This window comes from Burkholderia sp. AU28863 (genome assembly GCF_002223195.1).
Classification (GTDB): Bacteria; Pseudomonadota; Gammaproteobacteria; order Burkholderiales; family Burkholderiaceae; genus Burkholderia; species Burkholderia sola.
This window is the reverse complement of record NZ_NKFE01000003.1, coordinates 1584975-1604809: the sequence shown is the minus strand read 5'-3', so window position 1 is coordinate 1604809 and position 19835 is coordinate 1584975. Positions and strand designations below refer to the sequence as shown.

The following is a 19835-nucleotide window of genomic DNA, read 5'->3' as shown; positions in this document are numbered from 1 at the left end:
TTCGTGACTCCCCGACTTTTCGCCCTGATTCCTTGCGCCGGCACGGGCAGCCGTTCCGGTTCGGCCGTGCCGAAGCAATACCGCACGCTGGCCGGCCGCGCGCTGCTGCACTACACGCTCGCCGCGTTCGACGCATGCAGCGAATTCGCGCAGACGCTCGTCGTGCTCGCGCCCGACGATTCCCATTTCGACGCGCGCCGCTTCGCGGGCCTGCGCTTCGCGGTGCGCCGCTGCGGCGGCGGCTCGCGGCAGGCGTCGGTGCTGAACGGGTTGATGGAGCTGGCCGAATTCGGCGCGACCGACCACGACTGGGTGCTCGTGCACGACGCCGCGCGCCCGGGCATCACGCCGGCGCTGATCCGCACACTGGTCGCGACGCTGAAGGACGACCCGGTCGGCGGGATCGTCGCGCTGCCGGTGGCCGATACGCTCAAGCGCGTGCCGGCCGGCGGCGACGCGATCGCGCGCACCGAGTCGCGCGACGCGCTGTGGCAGGCGCAGACGCCGCAGATGTTCCGCATCGGCATGCTGCGCGACGCGATCCTGCAGGCGCAGCGCGAAGGGCACGACCTGACCGACGAGGCCAGCGCGATCGAATGGGCCGGCCACACGCCGCGCGTCGTGCAGGGCAGCCTGCGCAACTTCAAGGTCACGTACCCGGAAGATTTCGCGCTTGCGGAGGCGATCCTCGCGCGCCCCGCGAACGCTTCCTGACTTTCACCCCATCTAAAACCGGATTACGCATGGATTTCAGAATCGGACAAGGCTACGACGTGCACCAGCTCGTCGAAGGGCGCCCCCTCATCATCGGCGGCGTGACGATTCCGTACGAGCGCGGCCTGCTCGGCCACTCGGATGCGGACGTGCTGCTGCACGCGATCACCGACGCGCTGTTCGGCGCGGCGGCGCTCGGCGACATCGGCCGCCATTTCTCCGACGCCGACGCGGCGTTCAAGGGTGCGGACAGCCGCGTGCTGCTGCGCGCGTGCGCCGAGCGCGTGAAGGCGGCCGGCTTCACGATCCAGAACGTCGACAGCACCGTGATCGCGCAGGCGCCGAAGCTCGCGCCGCATATCGACGGGATGCGCGCGAACATCGCCGCCGACCTCGGGCTGCCGCTCGATCGCGTGAACGTGAAGGCGAAGACCAACGAGAAGCTCGGTTATCTGGGCCGCGGCGAGGGGATCGAAGCGCAGGCGGCTGCGCTGCTGATCAAGCAGGGCGGCTGACGTCCGGCCGTAGCGGCGTGGGGTTCGCGCCGCACGTCGCGCCGCCGAAATGAAAAATGCCACGCGAATGCGTGGCATTTTCGTTTGGAGCGGGCGCGGCTCACGGCCGCGCCCCGTGCAACCGCTTATTCGCCTTCGGCGGCGATCACCTGCGCGGCGGCGTTGATCACCGACGCGATGCGGCCGACGTCGCGCAGTTGCGTGACCGTCATCCCTTGCTCGTTCTTCAGCAGCGCATAGTGCGACTTCACGCAGAAGTGGCACTTGCCGACGATCGACGCGGCGAGCGCGTACATCTCGAACTTGCGCTTGTCGACGCCGCCGTGCGTCGCATACGCGCCCATCCGCAATTCGGCGCGCTGCGTCTTCAGGTCGGCGTCGTCGGCCATCTCGACATACGGATACCAGGTGTTGTTCATCCCCATCAGCGCGGCCGCCGTCAGCACGGCGTTCGTCTCTTCGGGCGACAGCACGCCGGCTTCGCGGATCGTCTTCACGAGCACCGTGCTCTTCGCCGCGATGGCCGCCGCCAGCGCCACGCCGACCGCGTCGGTGCCTTCGAGCGACGAGCGCGAGATCGTGCCGTCGAGGTTCAGGCGAATGTCTTTCGCGTAGTCGGGGATACGTGCCTTAATCGAGTCGATGAATTCCATTGATATCTCCTATGGGTTGGCCGTTAAAAAAGCCCGCAGGCAGGACGTGCGCCGCGGGCTTCGTGCATTGCTACGCTTACAGCGTTGCGCCGCCGACTGCGCGGTTGCACGGGCACAGTTCGTCCGTTTGCAGGCCGTCCAGAATGCGCAGGACTTCTTCCGGGCTGCGGCCGACGTTCAGGTTGTTCACCGACACGTGCTGGATCGTGTTGTCCGGATCGACGATGAACGTTGCACGCAGGGCCACGCCTGCTTCCTTGTCGCGCACGCCGAGCTGGTCGATCAGTTCGCCCTTGACGTCGCCGAACGAGTAATGGTTCAGCTTGTCGAGGTCCTTGTGTTCACGGCGCCATGCGAGCTTGACGAATTCGTTGTCCGAGCTGCCGCCGAGCAGGACGGCGTCGCGCTCTTCGAACTGCTTCGTGAGCTTCGCGAATTCGACGATTTCCGTCGGGCACACGAACGTGAAATCCTTCGGATAGAAGTAGATGATCTTCCACTTGCCCGGGAACGACGCTTCGGTGACGGTCTCGAACGCCGACTGGCCGTTTTCCTCGTGATTATTGAAGCCCGGCTTCGCGGCTACGACGGTGAAAGCTTCGAGTTTATCGCCCACGGTTTTCATGCGGATACTCCTGTGTGAGTTGGGAAGAAGACTGAGTCAAGCTACCTCGGTGCTGCAACGATGATGTGACAGCATGGGGAAAACTATAACACTATTAGTAAGTCGCTTCAATAGATTTTGACTAACGACCCTCATAGCTTTTGTCAACCGGGTCGATAGTGTGACGCGCAAGATGCGTGCGCGGGCGTGTCACGCGGTCGCACGCGCCTTGCCGGCGCCCGGGAATTCCAGCGTGACTTCGAGGCCGGCTTCCGGGTGGCGGTTGCGCAGGCGCAGCGCGCCGCGATAGCGGCCGACGAGGCGCAGCACGATCGCCATCCCGAGGCCCGTGCCGTCCGCCTTGGTGCGCGCGGTGTCGACGCGGTAGAACGGCCGCATCACGAGCGGCAGCTGATCCTCGGGGATGCCGGGGCCCTCGTCGCTCACCGACAGCTCGACGCGCGCATGCGACACGCGCGTCTCGAGCGTGATGCGAGAAATGCCGTCCTGCTTGCTCTGGCCGTACTTGCGCGCGTTCTCGACGAGGTTGCCGATCACGCGCCGCATGTCGGTCTCGTCGGCTTCGATGATCGCGCTCGGCGCGAGTCGCGTGCGGATCTCGACGCCGTCCTCGCCCGACACGCGTGCGGCGACTTCGTGCGCGACCGACGACAGGTCGACGGGCTCGGGCTTGCGCTGCGACGGGCGCGCGTAGTCGATGAAGGCCGCGATGATGCGGTCCATCTGTTCGATGTCGTCGACCATCGCGTCCTTGGTCGCCTGGTCGGACGGGCTCATCTCGGTTTCGAGCCGCAGCCGCGCGAGCGGCGTGCGCAGGTCGTGCGAGATGCCCGCGAGCATCAGCGCGCGATCGGCCTCGAGCTGTTCGAGGTCGCGCACCATCTGGTTGAAGCTGCGGTTGGTGTCGGCCGCGACGCCCATCCCGCGCTCGGGCAGCGGCTCGGGCGCCTGGCCCGAACCGACCTGGCGCGCGGCGAGCGCGAGCCGCGAGAACGGCCGGTTCACGAGGCTTGTGATGAACGCGGAGCCGAACAGCGACAGCGCGAGCGCGAACAGCCCCCAGCCGGCCCACTGCAGGCCCGTGACGTTGTCGAGCTGGTCGCGGTCGAGCGCGACCCAGTAATCGTCGTCGTCGATCTTGAAGCTGATCCACACGCCGGGAATGTCGTTGACCGACTGCGCGATCACGGTATCGTCGCCGAGGCGGCTGCGGATGTCGTGTTCGATCAGGCGGTTCAGCGATTCGTCGGGCTGCAGCTTGAACTTGTCGGTTTTCTCGCGCGGGTACACGCGCACGCCCTCGTTGCTCTCGAGATCCTGCAGCAGCGCGCGCCGCAAGTCGGGATCGGAATAGAGCAGGGCGGTGCGCGTGAGCTTCACGACCGCGACGAGCTGGAGCGCGACGCGCTGCGCACGCGGCTCGCGCTCGATCACGCGAAAGCTCTGGAACCACGCGGCGAGACTGACCGAGATCAGCAGCGCGATCAGCAGGAAGGTGCGCCAGAACAGCCCGCCGAACGCGAGCTGCAAAAGGCGCCGGTCGATACGCATGGGACGGGCCGTGGGCGGGGCGAAACCGGGAAGGAAAAAGCTCAGGCGGCGCCGTCGGGGATGAACACGTAGCCGAGGCCCCAGACGGTCTGGATGAAGCGCGGGCTGCCCGGATCCGGTTCGATCAGCTTGCGCAGGCGCGAGATTTGCACGTCGAGGCTGCGGTCGAACACTTCGTATTCGCGGCCGCGCGCGAGTTCCATCAGCTTTTCACGCGACAGCGGCTGGCGCGGATGACGCGCGAACACCTTCAGCACCGAGAATTCGCCGGTCGTCAGCGGAATTTCCTGGCCGGACTTCGTCAGCGTGCGCGTGGCGAGGTTCAGCGAGAATTCGCCGAACTCGAACACCTCGGTGGTTTCCGACGGCGCGCCCGGCAGTTCGGCCGGCGCCTGGCGGCGCAGCACCGCGTGAATGCGCGCGACCAGTTCGCGCGGATTGAACGGCTTCGGCAGGTAATCGTCGGCGCCCATCTCGAGGCCGACGATGCGATCGACGTCTTCGCCCTTCGCGGTGAGCATGATGATCGGCGTGCGGTCGTTGCTGCCGCGCAGCCGGCGGCAGATCGACAGGCCGTCTTCGCCCGGCAGCATCAGGTCGAGCACGAGCAGGTCGAAGCGCTCGCGTACCCAGAGCTTGTTCATCGCCGTTGCGTTTTCCGCGACGTAGACGTTGAAACCCTGTTCGCCGAGATAGCGGCGCAGCAGATCGCGCAGGCGAGGGTCGTCGTCGACGACGAGAATCTTGGAGGGGTTTTTCGTTTCCATGATCGGCATCTTATCGCGAATGGGAATTGACGCACGGCCGGGGATTTTCGTGCGTTACAGTCGGTTACAAAATTTACCCGTAGTGTCGCGCCGAGTAAAGGCAGGCTATAGAGATTCCTTTACTCGAAGCCGAAATTCGGTAGATACTCCCCTGCACTCCATCTTTCATCTTTGCACACCCGAATTCCGCAGGGTTTTTCAAGTACCAGAGGTAACCGGTTGCCGCGTGACGAAGGGAACAAATCGACCAAAGAAGCGAGGACGGTCATGCGATCTGCCCGGATTGCACTGATGCTGACGATCGCGCTTGCCGGTCCGTATGCGTCGAACTTCGCGTATGCGCAGCGCCCCGAGCAGGGCGCATCGTCGCGCAAGCTGCCGCGCGGCAAAGCGCCGCAACCCGATCGCGCCGCCGATATGACGGTCCGTTCCGCCGTGCCTCCCGATCTCGAACAGCGCCGCCGCGACGGGCACATGACGCCCGAAGAGCGACACCTGTTGCGCCAGCACATCGAAGACGCCGTTCGCGAGCTGTACAAGCGCTGAGGCGTGCCGTCGTTCTCCTTGCGCGGAAATGTCCGCGCGGAAAGAATTCGTAGCACTTTTTCCGTCAACTTTCCGCTGCCGAATGCCGTTGTACGGGCATCCGCACCGCCGGTGCGTTCCCGGAGTCCATGACGATGAAAGCGAACGCTGCCGCACCGGCGCCGTCGCCTGCCATGCAGTCGCCGGTCGATGCCGACGACGCGCTGTTTTTCTTGAGCCGCACCGGTTTCTCTCCCGCGCCCGCCGAGGTCGCGCGCATCGTCGGCATGACGCGCGCGCAGGTCGTGGCCGACACGCTCGGCAATGCGCGACACGAGCCCGTCACGACATGGCCCGACTGGCTCGCCGAGCCGCCGCCGACGCGCGCGCAGCGCCAGGCGCTGACGCCCGACATGCGGCGCGACGAGCAACGCGAGCGCAATCGCCGCTACGACGCGTTGCGGGCGGCCTGGGTCAACGAGATGGTCGCGACGCCGTCGCCGCTGACCGAACGCATGACGCTGTTCTGGCATGGACATTTCACGTCCGGACAGGACAAGGTGCCTTACCCGCAGACGATGGCCGCGCAGAACGCGCTGTTTCGCCGCGAGGCGCTCGGCAACTTCGGCACGCTGCTGCATGCGGTCGCGAAAGATCCGGCGATGCTGCAGTATCTCGACGGCGCGAGCAATCGCAAGGGGCGGCCGAACGAGAATTTCGCGCGCGAGGTGATGGAGCTGTTCACGCTCGGCGAAGGGCACTACACGCAATACGACGTGACGGAAGCCGCGCGCGCGATGACGGGCTGGACGGTCGATCCCGATACGCTGCGCTTCGCGGTGCGGCCCGACTGGCACGATGCCGGCGACAAGACGATTCTCGGCGAAACCGGGCCGTTCGACGGCGACGGTTTTCTCGACATCCTGCTGAAGCGGCCGGGCACCGCGCGCTTTATCGTCGGCAAGCTGTGGCGCGAGTTCGTGTCCGATACGCCGGAGCCGGGCACGCTCGATGCGGTCGCCGAGCGGTTTCGCGCGAGCGGCTACGACATTCGCGCGGCGCTTGCCGCGCTGTGGTCGACCGACGCGTTCTGGGATCCGCGCAACCGCGGCGTGCTCGTCAAGTCGCCAGCGGAGTTCGTCGTCGGCTCGGTGCGGCTGTTCGACATCGCGTACGGCGATCCGCAGAGGCTCGCGGACACCGTGCGCACGCTCGGGCAGAACCTGTTCTATCCGCCGAACGTGAAGGGCTGGCCGGGCGGCGCGCTGTGGATCAACAGCACCACGCTGCTGTCGCGCAAGCAGTTCGTCGAGCAGTTGTTCCGCGCGACCGAGACGGTCGGCATGCGGCCGCCGGCCCGTGCGATCGCGCCGCCGCCGAACGCGCGTGCGCAGGCGATGCCGGTGGTCGACACGGCGTCCGTCGGCGACCTGCGCGGCATGCCGGCGAAGCCGGCGCGCGGCGGCCTGCGTTTCGACCTCGAACGCTGGCTCGCCCAGTATCGTGCACGGCCGCAGGCGATCGCGGGATTGTCGACCGAACTGCAGCTGCAGCATGCGGTGCTGCAGCTTTCGCCGGTCGCGGCGATCGACACCGATTCGACCGGCAGCGCGTATCTCGAGGCGCTGCTGATGGATCCGGCCTATCAACTGAAATGATGCAAACGACGACGAAGCGGGCAGCCGCCGCGGCAAGGACGCCGGGCGGCGAACCAAAGGATGTGCGATGAACCGACGTGATTTTCTGACGCTCGCAGGCGCCGCGGCGGCTGCCGGCGTGTCGATGTGGCAAGCGCCCGCGATGGCGGCTGCCGCGACGCAGGCTGGGCGCAAGCCCGCTACCGGGTATGCGAACGTGCTGATCCTCGTCGAGCTGAAGGGCGGCAACGACGGCCTCAACACGGTGGTGCCGTATGCCGATCCGCTGTATTACCCGCTCCGGCGCAGCATCGGCATCAAGCGAGACCAGGTGCTGCAGCTCGACGCGCAGACGGGGCTGCACCCGTCGCTCGCGCCGCTGATGCCGCTGTGGCGGGACGGTCAGGTCGCGGTCGTGCAGGGTGTCGGCTATCCGCAGCCGAACCTGTCGCATTTTCGTTCCATCGAGATCTGGGACACCGCGTCGCGCTCGGATCAGTACCTGCACGAAGGCTGGCTCACGCGCACGTTCGCGCAGGCGCCCGTGCCACCCGGTTTCGCGGCGGACGGCGTCGTGCTCGGCAGCGCCGAGATGGGGCCGCTGTCGAACGGCGCGCGCGCGATCGCGCTCGTCAATCCCGCGCAGTTCATCCGTGCGGCCCGGCTCGCCGAACCGTTGTCGCTGCGCGAGCAGAACCCGGCGCTCGCGCACATCATCGACGTCGAGAACGACATCGTGAAGGCGGCCGACCGGCTGCGTCCGCGCGGCGGGATGCGCGAATTCAGGACGGCCTTTCCGGCCGGCGCGTTCGGCACGTCGGTCAAGACCGCGATGCAGGTGCTGGCCGCGTGCGAAGCGTCGGGGCCCGGCGCGCAGGACGGTGTCGCGGTGCTGCGCCTGACGCTCAACGGCTTCGACACGCACCAGAATCAGCCGGGGCAGCACGCCGCGCTGCTCAAGCAGTTCGCGGAAGGGATGGGCGCGATGCGCGCGGCATTGATCGAACTCGGGCGCTGGAACGAGACGCTCGTGATGACATATGCGGAATTCGGGCGGCGCGTGCGCGAGAACCAGAGCAACGGCACCGATCATGGCACGGCCGCGCCGCATTTCGTGATGGGCGGCCGCGTGGCGGGCGGTCTGTACGGCGCACCGCCGGCGCTCGGGCGGCTCGACGGCAACGGCAACCTGCCGGTGGCCGTCGATTTCCGCCAGCTTTACGCGACCGTGCTTGGGCCCTGGTGGGGGCTCGATGCGACGCGCGTGCTGCAGCAGCGTTTCGACACGCTGCCGCTGCTGAAGGCGTGATGCGCGCGGCTTAGCGACGGCGCGCCGCGCGCCACGCGATCCACAGCTTGCGGATCGGCGTCAGCGCAATGCGCTGGTGCAGCACCTGGTAGCCGTCGCGCGCGATTTCGTCGAGCAGCGCGCCGGCCAGCGCGAGCTGCGCGCGCAGTGTGCGCTGCGCGCGACGTTCGGCGGCGGGAATCGCCGCATCGGCGGCCGCGAGCGCTTCGCGCGCGCGGGTCGTCTGGAATTGCAGCAATTCGGTGAAGGCCGGGCTGTAGCGGCGATTCAGCAGATCGGCCGCGGTCACGTTGTAGCGCTGGAGTTCGTCGATCGGCAAATAGATGCGGCCGTGGCGCGCGTCGTTGCCGAGCTCCTGCACGAATTGCGCGAGCATCAGCGCGCGGCCGACGTCCGCGGCCCACGGTTGCGGGTCGGCCGGGTTCGGCGAACTGGCGCGCGCAACCAGCGACGCGAACGTGCCGCCGACCTGCGCGATATAGCGCTGCAGGTTCGCGAAATCGAGGTAGCGTGCCTGTTCGAGGTCCATCCCGTAACCGTTGACGAGCGTGCGCAATGCATCGGCCTCGGCGGCGATCGCCGGGTGATGCTGCGCGAGCGCCTTCGTGACCGGGTGCGACGGCTGCCCGTCGACGAGTGCCGCGAGTTCCTTGTGCCACCACGCGAGCTTCGTGTGCCCGACGGTCGGATCGCTGGTTTCCTTGACGGTTTCCTCGAGTTCGCGGCGCAGCGCGAACAGCGCGGTCAGGCGCGGTTGCGTGGCGAGCGGCGCCTGGCGCAGCGCGTAGTAGACGCTGGAGCCGGCGGGGGCGGCCTTTTGCTGACAGTAGTCGTCGAAGTTCACGGGCGAAATCGGGTGGGGCGGGTTCGGGGGACGCGCGGCGGCGCGCTGCCGAAACGTCGAGCGCGGCATTCTAGCACCGCGGCACGACGGGCGCCGACGGGGCGAGACAACGCCGAACGGATCGGGTAGAATCTCGCGCTCGCCTGATCGGGCATGCCGGTTTTCGGGCCGGCGTGAAGTCCCGGGCAAGCGCCGGGCGCGTGGAGCACGCATCTTGCGTCCCGCGCGATCAGGCGACGGAAATGCGCGTGAGTGGCGAAATTGGTAGACGCACCAGGTTTAGGTCCTGACGCCCGCAAGGGTGTGCCGGTTCGAGTCCGGCCTCACGCACCAGAAGTCGAACGCGCCCCGTCACGGGCCGTTCGCGAAAAAGCGCTGCCGGTCGGCTGACCGCAGCGCTTTTTTGTTGATGGCCCTCAGCCGGGATGATGCCGTTCGCGCAGGCACGGTAAATCGGCGACGGGTAACATGGCGTAATGTTTCCACACGCTGGCTGTTCAACGGGGGCCGTCGATGACCAACACCGTACGTACGTCGATCGGCGTTCTCGCGCTGATGCTGGCCATGCCGGCGGTCGCGGCCACGCCTGCCGACAACGTGGCGTGGAGCGCAAGACCCGAGGCGACCGTCAGGAAGCCGCTGGACTGCACTGTTTCCACTTCGACTTCTGCGGGGTGGCGGATCGTGGGCGGTGAGCCTCCTTCCGCGGAGTCCGTGCTGAAATCGGTTGGTACGGTGCTGGCTGTGTCTGCACTCAGTGTGGTATCGAGGGGCAGCATGCAACAATCCGTGAACGCATGCCGGCCTGCAAATGGCTCGTAGGTGCGCGCTGCGTCGTTCGACAATCAAGCGCCGCACGTCGCCCGCCCGCGACGCTTCGCCGTTTCCGCCGGACCTATTCCCAGAAGCTGCGTATCGCGACGGCCACGATCACCGGCACCGAGAACACCAGCGGAATCGCGAAATACTGCGCTTCCCGGTCGACGACCCAGCTATAGATCACCCACGCCGCACCGATCGCGAACGTGATGAGGCCAACCGTCACGGCGGCGATGTTCAGGGCCAGCTTCGACGGCTGGCGGCGCGTTTTGGCGTTGTCGTTGTTGTCGCGCGGGGACGATTTCATCGGAAGAGTGCGGCCTCGTGCCGGAACAGGGGTAAAGACACAGGAAACCCCATCCGCACCGATCGCGCAAGGGCCGGCGCCAGCCGGCCCCGTCACGTCCGTTCGCGCGTTACAACCCGAAAGACGCGGCCAGTTCGTCGAGCAGGGCGCGCTGGAACGCGACGAACCGCTCGCCCGGCTGCTGCGCGATCGCGAGGTCGAGCATCGGATCGGCGACCTCGGTGCGAATGCCGGCCAGTTCCTCGACGATCGCGAGCCCGCAGAACGGTACGTACGCCTCCGAATAGCCGCCTTCGTGAACGATCACGAGCCGCCCGCCGCAATGGCGCTGCGCGGCGTCCTTCACCGCGCGGGTCATGAACCGGTAGCTGTCGGTATGCAGCTGCATGCGCGCGAGCGGATCGACCGCGCTCGCATCGAGGCCGCTCGCGATGACGATCAGCTCGGGGCGAAAACGCGCGAGCGCCGGCAGGACGATCCGCTCGAACGCATAGCGATACGCATCGTCGCCGCTGCCCGCGAGCAGCGGCACGTTCAGGTTCGCGCCGATGCCCGCGCCTTCGCCGCGATCGTCCGCGCCGCTGTAGCCGGGCGGGAAGCAGCGGTCCTGGTGCAGCGAGATCGTCAGCGTATCGGGATCGTCGTAGTAGATCGACTGCGTGCCGTTGCCGTGATGCACGTCCCAGTCGATCACCGCGACGCGCTCGATGCCGTGCTTCGCGCGCGCGGCCTCGATCGCGATCGGGATGTTCGCGAGCATGCAGAAGCCCATCGGGCGGTCGCGCAGGCAGTGATGGCCGGGCGGCCGCGACAGCGCGAACGCATTCGCCGCGCGCTCGCCGACGACCGCCTCGACCGCCGCGATCGCGAGACCGGCCGACAGCGCGGCGATCTCGTAGCTGCCCTTGCCGAACGGCGCGAGATCGCCGAGATCGCCGCCGTTCGCGTCGCTCAGCGCGCGGAACGCGTCGAGGTAATGCGCCGGATGGATGCGCAGCAAGTCGGCGGTCGTCGCGGGCTCGGCGCCGCGCAGGTCGAGCTGTGCGGCCAGGCCCGACGCCTGCACGAGCGACAGGAAGCGGCGCTTCGAATCGGGCGATTCCGCGTAGCCCGCGCTCGACGGCGGCTGGACCCAGCCGCCGACCGGGAAGAACAGCGCGTGCGTGCCGCCGGTATGCCAGAAAGTGCGTTCGTCGGTGAAGAAGGCAGTGCGATTCATGGATGCGTGACCTGTCACGGTTGGGAGGAAACGGAAGAACGGCGATCGATGTGGCGCAGCGCGGCGAACGACGCGATCGCGACGGCCGTCGCGGCCGCGAACAGCACGCGCATCGTGCCGCCGGCGTCCAGCATCAGGCCGGCCAGCAGCGGGCCTGCGGCGAGGCCCGCGCCGATCACGAAATTGAGCGTTGCGACGAGGCGACCCGATGCGTCGATCTGCGCGACGGTCGCGAGGATGAACGGCAGCACGAAGGTCCACGCGAACTTGAACGTGAAGATCGCCGCGCTGTAGCCGGCGGTGTCACGCATCGCGGCGAGCGCGACGAGCGACGCCGCGAGCAGTGCGTAGCCGGCCGCCAGCATCGCGCGCCGCGCGAGCCGGCCGCCCGCGCACGACGCGAGCGCCGCGCCGGCGATCCCCATCACGCTCGCGATCGCGAGCACGTTGCCGGTCGACTGCGGATCCAGCCCGGCCTCGGCGGCCGCGCGGCTCGCGAATGTCCACACGCTGCCGATCGCGAGATAGAACGTCAGCACCGCGCCGATGGCGAGCACGACAAAGCGTCGCGGCATGTGCGGCGCGTCGCCGCGCGCGGATGCCGTTCGCGTGCCGAGCGACGACGGAAAGCCGCGCGACAGCGGCGCCGCGAGCAGCGCGAGCGCGGCGAGCGCGACGTACAGCGCGCGCAGCCCGAATGCGGCGAACACGTGCGGCAGCACGAACAGGCCGATCGCGCCCGCGATCAGCTGGCCGACGACCCACAGGCCGTACACGCGGTCGCTGTTTTTGCTCGTCGCCGCGCTCGTCATGCAGAGCACCATCAGCGAGCCGCCACCAAGCGCCGTGACGGCGCGCAGCGCGAGCAGCGCGGCGAAGCCCGGCATCCATAGCGCGGTCAGCAGGTTGCCTGCGCCGAACAGCGCGATGGCGAACGCGGCGACGCGGCGCGCATCGACCCGACCGAGCCACAGGTAGGACGGCACGGTCGCGAGGCTGAACGCGCCGAGTTCGATGAAAAAGTACGTACCGATCTGCGATGCGGACAAGCCGAGCTGCGTCGCCAGCTGACCGGCGACGGCGGGCGCCACGAGGAGCAGCAGCGGCGTGACGGCCGCGAACACGACGAGCGCGACGAGCGTCGAGCGTGCGAATGTCGATGCGCGACCGTCGGGCGAAAGGGCGGCATCCGGGGACAGGGTTTTCATGGCGGGATCTCGTTGGGGGAATCAGAACAGGTGGTACATGCCGACCATCGCGCCGAACTGCGACGCGCCGGCGAGCGGCGTCGGGTCGTATTCGTAGACGGTCTGCGAACTCTGGCCGCTGTTGCGCGCATAGCCGAGGTTCACGTACGCGACGGTGCGTTTGGACAGCGCGTACGTCGTGCTCGCGATGAACAGCGTTGGATGGCCGACCGCCGGCGTGCGCGAATCGGTGTGGTAGATGCCCGCATTCAGGCCGATCCCGTTCGACGTCAGGTAGCGCGCACCGCCCCAGACGATCGTGCGGGCCGCGTCGAGGTCGCCGGTCAGGCGCTCGACGCCCGCATACACGGTGAGCGGCAGCGTCGCGAACGCATAACGCGCGGCGAGCGTGCCGAGTTCGCGACGCCGTGCGGACGCGTCGGCCGCCGCCGATACGTCGCCGTGCGCCTGGTGCAGCACCGCGCTCACCGACAGGCCGTTGCTCGTGTACTGGCCGCCGAGCTCGAGCACGCGTCCGGCACGCGTATTGCCGGCGACGCCCGAGGTCGCGGCGAGCGCCTCGACGTCGAAGCCGGCGAAGGTCGGCGACTGGTATTTGACCGAGTGGTCGATGAAGTTCGCGCTCATCGGTACGAGCACGCCCTGGCCGCTGTACGACGCATACCAGAGCGGGTCGTAGAACAGCGTCTTGTCGAACAGCACACTGAACTGGCGGCCGAGCGTGACGGTGCCGACCGGCCCCGCGATGCCCACGTATGCGCCGCGGAAGAACGCGTAGCCGGGCACGGTCGCGGTGCCGTCGTTGAGGTTGAGGCCCTGTTCGAGCTTGAACAGCGCCCGCCAGCCGCCGCCGAGATCCTCGTGGCCCTTGATCCCGACCTGCGAAGGCAGGATGCCGTAGTTCTGCAACCGCACGGCCGAATGGCGCCCGTCGGCGTGCGTCAGGTATTGCACGCCGGCGTCGAGCGCGCCGTACAGCGTGAGGGTGGACTGCGCGTGCGCGGCGGCGCCGCATGCGGCCAGCGTCGCGGCGGCCGCGGCCGTGCGGATGAAGCGGGGTGTCGTCACGTCGGGTTCTCCATACCGTCCTGCATCGGTTTGTCGTTGGTGTGGTCGCGACGCAGTGTCCGCAGCGGGAAAACCGTCGAACAGTCGTCCAGATGAACGGTGCGGAAAACCCGCGGCGCGCGGCGCGAAGGCCGCGCGATGCCGCCGCGCGCCGTGCTGCGCAGCAGCAACGGGCGGCGCACCGTTCAAATGGATGGGGCAGGCGAGCGTTCCGGCGCCGTGGCCCGCCAAAAAAGCCGCTCGCTATAATCGGCCGGTGTCGTTGCGCACATCAGCAGCCCGAGCGGGCAGGGAGCGGAAAGTGAGGATCACGACGGATATCGGGCAGGATCTCGACGCACTGCGCGACGTGCCGGCCGCCATCGTGCTCGACGAGTTCGCGTGGCCGCCGCGGCCGGCACGTCGCGCCGATTTCGACGGCGTCACGCGCGGCGACGCAGCGCAGCGCGCACTCGGGCTGATGCTGCTCGACCTGTACGCGGTGGCCGCGCAGTCCGCCATCGGCGAATTCGAATACCGGTTCTTTTCGCTACTGCAGGCGCTCATGCCGTTCGATGCCGCGTGGACGGGCGTTGCGACCCATCTGCCGACCGGTCCGGTGATGCACAACAGTTTTTTGTACCGGTTGCCGCACGCGTTCTTCATCGACTGGAAGCGCGTGCGCGATTGCGATCCGCTTGCGCACCGCACGTTGCGCGGCGCGCACGGTCGCGCGGTGCGGCTGTCGGTCGTCGAGCCGGGGCTCGATGCGCGGTTTCGCGACTGGTGCGTGAAGTACGGGCTCGCGCAACTGATGTTCGTGTGTACGCTCGACCGCCGCTTCGGCCTGACGACGTTCGTGTCGATCTACCGTCAGGGCCTGAACCGGCCGTTCAGCGACGACGACGCGTGTCGTTTCGAGGAGGTCATTCCGCATCTCGCGGCCGCGTTGACGATCAATCGGGCCGCGCAGCTCACGCGCGAACGCGAGCGTGCCGACACGGTCGCGCCGGCGGCGCGTGCGCTGTGCGACAACTTCGGGGTGCTGCACCATGCCGATCACGGGTTCGACGACGTGCTGCGCACCGAATGGCCGGCCTGGGCCGGCGCGCGCGTGCCGGAGCCGCTCGTCGCGCACCTGCGGCGCCAGTCGGGCCGGCCGTTCGTCGGCGACGCGCTGCGCATCCAGTGCGTGCCCGTCGCGGGGCTGTTCCAGATCGACGCGCGGCCGCGCTCGCTGCTCGACCGGCTGAGCCCGCGCGAACTCGCGGCGATCCGTTTTTACGGCGCCGGGCGTTCGCACAAGGAAGTCGCGCAGCAGATGGCGATCTCGCCGACGACCGTGCGCCACTACCTGCGCTGCGCGTACCGCAAGCTCGGCATGCACGACAAGAGCCAGATCGCCGGCATGCTCGGCGCGACCGGCGGTGCGACCGACGACGAAGCGGTGGAGGCCGGCGGTCTGCCGCGCTGACGTGTACGAACGTGTGCCGCGCGGAGGGGCACTACGCGGGCTGAATGGTTGTGTACGCAACCATTGAGCGTTATGCTCGTCAGCTCCCAGGAGACGGAATGCCATCATGAACGACACGAATTTGGGGGCGGTGCGCACGGCGGTGGTCGGCGTCGGCGCGATCGGCGGATTGCTCGCGGCCGCGTTGTCGAGAGCCGGCATGACCGTGAGCGCGTACGCACGCGGCGCGACGCTCGATGCGCTGAATACGCACGGCGTGCGCGTGATCGACGAGACGGGCGCAACCTCGTCGGTGCCGGTGCGCGCCAGCGACGACGCGGCGGCGCTCGGCGTGCAGGACTACGTGGTGATTGCGCTGAAGGCACAGGCGCTGCCGGCGCTGGCCGCGCGCATTGCGCCGCTGGTCGGGCCGGACACCGTGATCGTCGCGGCGATGAACGGGCTGCCCTGGTGGTTCACGCACGGGCTCGAAGGGGCGATCGACGGCGTGCCGCTCGATGCGGTCGATCCGGCCGGTGCGGTGTCGGCAGCGTTGCCGCCCGCGCAGGCGATCGGCTGCGTCGTGCACCTGTCGTCGAGTACCGACGCCCCGGGTGTCGTGCGTCGCGGGCGCGGCAACCGGCTGATCGTCGGCACGCCCGATCCGCGGCTCGACATGGCCACCGCGCGGTTCGCCGCGGCGCTCGCGGCTGGCGGTTTCGACGTCGAGTCGACGCGTGCCATCCGGACCGAGATCTGGGCGAAGCTGTGGGGCAACATGAACATGAATCCGCTGAGCGCGCTGACCGGGTCGACGGCCGAGCAGTTGCTCGACGATCCGTTCACGCAGGATCTCGCGCTGCGGATGATGGAGGAGGCGGCCGCGATCGGCGCGAGGCTTGGCCTGTCCACCGGGATGAGCGGCCCGGAGCGGATCGCGGTCACGCGCAAGCTCGGCGCGTTCAAGACGTCAATGCTGCAGGATTTCGAGGCGGGGCGCTCGCTGGAGATCGGGCCGATCCTCGGCGTGTTTCCGGAGCTCGGCCGCAAGCTTGGCGTGCCGACCCCGTACTGCGACGCGGTGCTCGGGCTGTTGCGCCAGCGCGCGACGAACAGCGGGTTGTAGTGCGCACGGGGCGGCTGAATTCGCGGCTGCCGGGAACGCGACCCGGGCGGCCCGTCCGATTCGTCGGATCAAACCTGCCGACAGCTCGCCGATCCGGCGAGGCGGCCGCCTCGCGGCTCAGTCGTCGCGTTCGGTCGCGTGCGTGACGACCTTGTCGAGCAGCCGCTCGAACGTCTGACGTTCGCTGTCGGACAGGCATGCGAGCAAGCCGTCGTTCCATTTGCGCACGATCGGCATGATCTTGCGATGCAGCGCGCGACCGTCCGGGGTCAGCGCGATCAGCACGATCCGGCCATCTTCGTCGCTCGCGCTGCGCTCGAGCAGCCCCTGGCGCAGCAGCGCTTCTGCCGCCCGGCTCGCCTGGCTCTTGTCGAGATTGGTGTGGCGCGCGAGATCCATGATCGAGAACGGGCCGAACGCGCCGACAGCGGCGATCACGCGCGCCTCGGGCAGCGAGATGTCGAGCTTGTGCCGGTACACCTCGCCGATCCCGCGGTCGGAGCGCTTCGTGAGCGCATGGAGGCGATAGGTCAGAAACTGATCGTGCCCGGCTTGACGGCCTTTCATGTCGAATCCTGAAGAAAAAGGGCGGGCCCGATTGTTCCTGTATCGCGCGCTCGGGTCAACGGTCAGTGTGCACCGTACTTCAGGCGTGTCAACTGTTCCGCTTCGTTCGCGAGCAGGTTGGCCGCGTCACGGATCGCGACGTCGAGCGTGATCGGCCCCGGAGCCGGCGAAAAGCAGCCGCAGAAATGCTCGGACAGGCGCGGCAGCGCGGCCGGGTCGACCGCGCCGGACAGCAGCGACGCGCTCACGCCGGCGGCCCGCGCGTGCCGGCACGCGATGAACGGCGCCTTGCCGTGCAGCGTCTGCACGTCGGAGCGGCCTTCGCCGGTGATCAGCCAGTCGGCGCCGGCCAGTGCGGCGTCGAGCCCCACCTGGCGCGCGACCACTTCCGCACCGGGCTCGAAGCGTGCGCCGAGCATGTGCAGCGCGAAACCGAGGCCGCCCGCGGCGCCCGCACCCGGCAGATCGCGGCCGCGGCGGTCGAGTTCGGCTTCGAGCAGGTCGGCGAAGCGGGCGAGGGCCGCGTCGAGGGTCGCGACCTGGGCGGCTGTCACGCCCTTTTGCGGACCGAACACGGCGGTCGCGCCGTGCGCGCCCGTCAGCGGGTTGTCGACGTCGGACATGCCGACGAATTCCGTTTCCTTCAGGCGCGGATCGAGCCCCGATGCGTCGATGCGCGCGATGTCGGCGAGCCGCGACGGCACCGGCTCGACCGGCTGGCCGCCGGCGTCGAAGCACTGCAGGCCGAGGCCCGCGAGCAGCCCGGCGCCCGCGTCGTTGGTGCTGCTGCCGCCGAGCGCGACGAAGAAGCGGCGCACGCCGTCGTCGAGCAGCGTGCGGATTGCCTCGCCCATCCCGCGCGTGCTGCGCGCGTCGACCGGCACGCTCATGCCGACCGGGTCCGTGATGCCGACGATCTCGGCCGTCTCGACGATCGCGGTGCGCGCATCGATCACGCCGACCGCCGCATCGCGCGCCGCCAGCGACGCGCCGGCCACCTGCAGCGTGCGCCGCGTGCCGCCGCCCGCCAGCATCGCGTCGAGCGTGCCTTCGCCGCCGTCGGCCATCGGGCAGCAGCGCACCACGGCGTCGGGCCGGGCGCGGCGGATGCCGGTGGCGATCGCGTCCGCGACCTGCTCGGCGGAAAGCGAGCCTTTGAACGAATCGGGCGCGATGACGACGACAGGCGCGGACGGGTGTTGCGGCATGGTGTCTCCGGGAGGCGTGATTGGTGTGAAGAATGAATGGTCGGGCCACGAGGGTGGCGCACACGCTATTGGAGCTTACAGGATGGCGGGCCGCGGGTGGATACGCCGTTCGGCATAGCGGCGATCCGCGTGCATGGGCCGTGCAACGGGCCGTCGACGGCGCGGGACGCATGCGTGTCGCACCGATCTGGCGGTATGAGGAAAATTGTTTGCTAGAATAGTCGATTCTTCCGGCCAAAGCCGTGCTCCGAGCCGCTTGCGCTAGCCATCCGGCGCGTGCAGGGATGGCGTGGCGCTCCGGCGCGGCATGCGAGTGCGACGCACCGCATGCTGCAGGCAGGCACGGCAAGGAAAACCCGATTCGCTCGAATAATTTTAGGACGATTGAAGCCATGGCTAACGTTGTTGAGAACCTCGGCAAGCTTGAACGCCGTGTGACGATTTCTTTGCCGAAAGACACCGTGCAGAAGGAAATCGACGCCCGCATCCAGAAACTCGCGAAGAACGTTCGCATGCCGGGGTTCCGCCCGGGCAAGGTGCCGCTGAAGATGGTCGCGCAACAGTACGCGGGTCAGGTCGAGGCGGAAGTGCTGAGCGACAAGATCGGCCAGGAATTCTTCACGATCAGCCGCGCGGAAAACCTGCGCGTCGCCGGCCAGCCGAGCTTCGAGCCGAAGCAGGAACAGGCCGAGGATGCATATGCGTTCGACGCGACGTTCGAGGTTTACCCGGAAGTGAAGATCGGCGATCTGGCGACGGCTGAAGTCGAGCGCTCGACCACGTCGATCGGCGACGCCGAAATCGACCGCACGCTGGACATCCTGCGCAAGCAGCGCGTGCACTTCCACGCACGTGGCGAAGCCGGCGAGCACGGCGACGGCGGCGCGGACACCGCAGCGAAGAACGGCGACCGCGTGACGGTCGACTTCGTCGGCAAGATCGACGACGTCGCGTTCCAGGGCGGCACGGCCGAAGATTTCCCGTTCGTGCTCGGCGAAGGCCGCATGCTGCCGGAATTCGAAACGGCGGCGCTCGGCCTGAAGGTCGGCGAACAGCGTACGTTCGACCTCAAGTTCCCGGACGATTACCACGGCAAGGACGTCGCCGGCAAAACGGCGCAGTTCACGGTCACGATGAAGAAGATCGAATGGCCGCACCTGCCGGAAATCGACGCGGAATTCGCGAAGTCGCTCGGTATCGAAGACGGCGACCTCACGAAGATGCGCGCCGAGATCAAGGAAAACCTCGAGCGTGAAGCGAAGCGTCGCACGCAGTCGATCGTCAAGAACCAGGTGATGGACGCGCTGCTGAAGATTTCCGAACTCGACGTGCCGAAGGCGCTGATCGAGCAGGATCAGCAACGTCTCGTCGAAATGGCTCGCCAGGATCTGGCGCAGCGCGGCGTGCCGAACGCGAAGGACGCGCCGATCCCGGCCGAAATGTTCGCCGAGCAGGCCGAGCGTCGCGTGAAGCTGGGCCTCGTGCTGGCCGAACTCGTGAAGGCGAACGGCCTCGAGGCGAAGCCGGAACAGATCCGCGCGGAAGTCGACGAGTTCGCGAAGAGCTACGAAGACCCGAAGGAAGTGGTCCGCTGGTATTATTCCAACCAGCAGCGCCTCGCCGAGATGGAAGCGTTCGTCGTTGAAAGCAACGTCGTCGATTTCGTGCTGGGCAAGGCAAAGGTGACGGACAAGGAAGTGAGCTTCGAGGCACTCGCGAGCGCATCGGCGCAAGCGTAAGT

The 19835-nt window shown here is 68.0% G+C and carries 21 protein-coding genes and 1 tRNA gene; 9 read left to right on the top strand and 13 right to left on the bottom strand.

The features are described from left to right. The first annotated feature begins 3 nt into the window (after positions 1-3). Both ispD and ispF read left to right on the top strand, forming a co-directional pair. On the top strand, positions 4-714 hold the full coding sequence (gene ispD / locus CFB81_RS09830; RefSeq protein ID WP_069617617.1) for a 2-C-methyl-D-erythritol 4-phosphate cytidylyltransferase: 711 nt from the start codon (positions 4-6) through the stop codon (positions 712-714). Between the two features lie 29 nt (positions 715-743). Then, entirely contained in the window at positions 744-1229 is a 486-nt protein-coding gene (gene ispF, locus CFB81_RS09825) for a 2-C-methyl-D-erythritol 2,4-cyclodiphosphate synthase (protein WP_069617616.1), read from the top strand. A gap of 125 nt (positions 1230-1354) precedes the next feature. Here ispF and CFB81_RS09820 read toward each other — a convergent pair whose 3' ends face one another. From CFB81_RS09820 to ompR, 4 genes are all read right to left on the bottom strand, one after another. Then, positions 1355-1882 (bottom strand): carboxymuconolactone decarboxylase family protein, encoded by a 528-nt coding sequence (locus CFB81_RS09820; RefSeq protein WP_006478562.1) that lies wholly within the window; start codon positions 1880-1882, stop codon positions 1355-1357. Between the two features lie 76 nt (positions 1883-1958). Beyond that, positions 1959-2507 (bottom strand): peroxiredoxin, encoded by a 549-nt coding sequence (locus CFB81_RS09815; protein WP_006478563.1) that lies wholly within the window; start codon positions 2505-2507, stop codon positions 1959-1961. Between the two features lie 189 nt (positions 2508-2696). Next, positions 2697-4058 carry an ATP-binding protein gene (locus CFB81_RS09810; RefSeq protein ID WP_050013296.1) on the bottom strand — a complete coding sequence of 454 codons (1362 nt, stop codon included), beginning with the start codon at positions 4056-4058 and terminating at the stop codon, positions 2697-2699. Positions 4059-4099: 41 nt separating this feature from the next. Continuing rightward, positions 4100-4834, bottom strand: a complete 735-nt coding sequence (gene ompR / locus CFB81_RS09805; RefSeq protein ID WP_006478565.1) for a two-component system response regulator OmpR — start codon at positions 4832-4834, stop codon at positions 4100-4102. 258 nt (positions 4835-5092) lie between these two features. On the opposite strand from ompR, the gene CFB81_RS09795 reads away from it, so the two are divergent. The 3 genes from CFB81_RS09795 (at position 5093) to CFB81_RS09785 (ending at position 8296) form a co-directional block, all read left to right on the top strand. Beyond that, positions 5093-5371, top strand: coding sequence for a hypothetical protein (locus CFB81_RS09795; protein WP_006478566.1), 279 nt, complete (start codon positions 5093-5095; stop codon positions 5369-5371). Between the two features lie 134 nt (positions 5372-5505). Further along, on the top strand, positions 5506-7008 hold the full coding sequence (locus tag CFB81_RS09790) for a DUF1800 family protein (protein WP_089435363.1): 1503 nt from the start codon (positions 5506-5508) through the stop codon (positions 7006-7008). 67 nt (positions 7009-7075) lie between these two features. Further along, positions 7076-8296 carry a DUF1501 domain-containing protein gene (locus tag CFB81_RS09785; RefSeq protein ID WP_089435177.1) on the top strand — a complete coding sequence of 407 codons (1221 nt, stop codon included), beginning with the start codon at positions 7076-7078 and terminating at the stop codon, positions 8294-8296. Between the two features lie 10 nt (positions 8297-8306). Here CFB81_RS09785 and hpnD read toward each other — a convergent pair whose 3' ends face one another. Continuing rightward, positions 8307-9140 (bottom strand): presqualene diphosphate synthase HpnD, encoded by an 834-nt coding sequence (hpnD, locus tag CFB81_RS09780; protein WP_089435176.1) that lies wholly within the window; start codon positions 9138-9140, stop codon positions 8307-8309. A gap of 246 nt (positions 9141-9386) precedes the next feature. On the opposite strand from hpnD, the gene CFB81_RS09775 reads away from it, so the two are divergent. Further along, positions 9387-9473, top strand: a tRNA-Leu gene (locus tag CFB81_RS09775). Positions 9474-9637: 164 nt separating this feature from the next. Here CFB81_RS09775 and CFB81_RS36055 read toward each other — a convergent pair. The 6 genes from CFB81_RS36055 to CFB81_RS09745 form a co-directional block, all read right to left on the bottom strand. Beyond that, positions 9638-9919: a hypothetical protein gene (locus tag CFB81_RS36055; protein WP_179235928.1), complete on the bottom strand. Its 282-nt coding sequence runs from the start codon at positions 9917-9919 to the stop codon at positions 9638-9640. A gap of 116 nt (positions 9920-10035) precedes the next feature. Further along, positions 10036-10266: a hypothetical protein gene (locus CFB81_RS09765; protein WP_006487995.1), complete on the bottom strand. Its 231-nt coding sequence runs from the start codon at positions 10264-10266 to the stop codon at positions 10036-10038. A gap of 109 nt (positions 10267-10375) precedes the next feature. Continuing rightward, positions 10376-11485: a class II histone deacetylase gene (locus tag CFB81_RS09760; protein WP_069617766.1), complete on the bottom strand. Its 1110-nt coding sequence runs from the start codon at positions 11483-11485 to the stop codon at positions 10376-10378. Between the two features lie 14 nt (positions 11486-11499). After that, entirely contained in the window at positions 11500-12693 is a 1194-nt protein-coding gene (locus CFB81_RS09755) for an MFS transporter (RefSeq protein ID WP_089435174.1), read from the bottom strand. 21 nt (positions 12694-12714) lie between these two features. Next, complete coding sequence (locus CFB81_RS09750; RefSeq protein WP_089435173.1) at positions 12715-13761, bottom strand: porin; 1047 nt, start codon at positions 13759-13761, stop codon at positions 12715-12717. After that, positions 13758-13931, bottom strand: coding sequence for a hypothetical protein (locus CFB81_RS09745; RefSeq protein WP_249190494.1), 174 nt, complete (start codon positions 13929-13931; stop codon positions 13758-13760). Before CFB81_RS09745 ends, CFB81_RS09750 begins: the two co-directional genes overlap by 4 nt. Before the next feature lie 131 nt (positions 13932-14062). Here CFB81_RS09745 and CFB81_RS09740 point away from each other — a divergent pair, with 131 nt between their 5' ends. Further along, positions 14063-15214: a helix-turn-helix transcriptional regulator gene (locus CFB81_RS09740; protein ID WP_069617770.1), complete on the top strand. Its 1152-nt coding sequence runs from the start codon at positions 14063-14065 to the stop codon at positions 15212-15214. A gap of 106 nt (positions 15215-15320) precedes the next feature. Then, on the top strand, positions 15321-16319 hold the full coding sequence (locus CFB81_RS09735; protein WP_089435171.1) for a 2-dehydropantoate 2-reductase: 999 nt from the start codon (positions 15321-15323) through the stop codon (positions 16317-16319). 117 nt (positions 16320-16436) lie between these two features. On the opposite strand, the gene CFB81_RS09730 is transcribed toward CFB81_RS09735, so the two are convergent. Both CFB81_RS09730 and CFB81_RS09725 read right to left on the bottom strand, forming a co-directional pair. Continuing rightward, positions 16437-16886 (bottom strand): MarR family winged helix-turn-helix transcriptional regulator, encoded by a 450-nt coding sequence (locus CFB81_RS09730; RefSeq protein WP_089435170.1) that lies wholly within the window; start codon positions 16884-16886, stop codon positions 16437-16439. Between the two features lie 62 nt (positions 16887-16948). Then, complete coding sequence (locus tag CFB81_RS09725; protein ID WP_089435169.1) at positions 16949-18094, bottom strand: glycerate kinase; 1146 nt, start codon at positions 18092-18094, stop codon at positions 16949-16951. Between the two features lie 392 nt (positions 18095-18486). Here CFB81_RS09725 and tig point away from each other — a divergent pair, with 392 nt between their 5' ends. Further along, positions 18487-19833, top strand: coding sequence for a trigger factor (tig, locus tag CFB81_RS09720; RefSeq protein WP_069617774.1), 1347 nt, complete (start codon positions 18487-18489; stop codon positions 19831-19833). Positions 19834-19835 lie beyond the last annotated feature (2 nt).